The organism is Mycolicibacter arupensis (genome assembly GCF_002086515.1).
Classification (GTDB): Bacteria; Actinomycetota; Actinomycetes; order Mycobacteriales; family Mycobacteriaceae; genus Mycobacterium; species Mycobacterium arupense.
On the sequence record NZ_MVHH01000113.1, the window covers coordinates 1 to 1,286 of the forward strand.

The 1,286-nt window shown below is 61.3% G+C and carries 1 protein-coding gene; it reads right to left on the reverse strand.

Annotated elements, in window-relative coordinates; genetic code table 11:
- Nucleotides 1-58 precede the first annotated feature (58 nt).
- Nucleotides 59-1,206, reverse strand: a protein-coding gene (locus BST15_RS20900) for an IS3 family transposase (RefSeq protein WP_409366548.1) whose coding sequence is annotated in 2 segments (ribosomal slippage) — nt 59-930 and nt 930-1,206 — 1,149 coding nt in all. Because the reading frame shifts where the segments join, the coding sequence is not laid out codon by codon here.
- Nucleotides 1,207-1,286 lie beyond the last annotated feature (80 nt).

Consider the following 1,286-nt stretch of genomic DNA (forward strand, 5'->3'; position numbering starts at 1 on the left):
TGGCAGGTCCCCGATAGTCGGACCACTTTGTTCTAGAGCCGTATGTGATTGATTGACCTCAGTCGATCTGGCAGCCTTCCACGAGATAGTGGGTGTGGCTGCATCGGGCAGCGTACTCGGCGGGGGTGAGGTAGCCCAGTGATGAGTGCCGGTGTCGGTTGTTGTGGTCGTCTTTGAAGTCCTCGATCACCACCCTCGCTTCGAGGAGACTCGTCCAATGATTGCGGTTCAGGCACTCCTTCCGTAGCCGGTTGTTGAAAGATTCGATGTGTCCGTTGTTCCACGGCGTGCCCGGCGGGATGTACGAAAGCCCGATGCGATCACCGCAGAACTGTTGCAGCACAGCAGAAATGAACTCCGGCCCATTATCCATCCTCAGCACCAGCGGCGGCCCACCCCACAATGCGAACGCCTTGTCCAACTCCACCGTCAACCGCTCGGCGGTGATCGAGCGCTCCACGATGTTCAACAACGACAACCGGGTGTGCTCGTCGATCATCGAGCAGATCTTGATGGCCTTACCGTCGACAGTGGAATCGAACTGAAAATCAAGCGCCCACACCACCTTCGGCGCATCCGCGTCGATCTGAGGCATCGTCGAGACGCCGGCACGTTTGCGAGGGTGGTAGATCCGGACTTGCAGACCCTCTTCTTTCCACAGCCGGTGCACCTTCTTCTTGTTCACCAGTGCGCCCCGGTCGTGCCTCAGGTGCGCCCACGCCCGCCGGAACCCGTGCAGTGGGTGTTCGCGCGCGTAGATGCGTAACGTGGCCCTGAGATCCGCATCAGGATCGGCGGGTGTCAACGCGATCGGGGTGCGGGCATAGGTGGAGCGGGGCAGCCCAACTGCTCTGCACGCCAACCGTTTCGACAACTTCATCGTTGTGACGAGCATGTCCACGGCGCGGCGCTTGGCAGCCGGGTCTAGAATTTTCCCCGAGCCACCTCCCTCAATGCGTCCTTCTCCAGCTCGGCGTCGGCGAGCAGGCGTTTGAGCCGACTGTTCTGCTCACGCAGCTCCTTGAGCTCCTTCGCCGCATCGGTGTCCATCCCGCCGTACTGGCGGCGCCAGTTGTACAACGTCGCCGCCGACACCTCGAGCTCGCCGGCAACCTCCTCCTGCGTCTTACCCGCCGCAGTCAGCTCGTCCGCGCGTCGCAGCTTGCGCACGATGTCTTCCGCGGAATTCCGCTTCCGTCCAGCCATGTTTTCCATCGTCCTATCCGCCCAGGTCACGGGCAACAGGACTCTAAAACAGGATGGCCCCGTTCATTGGGGACATGCCA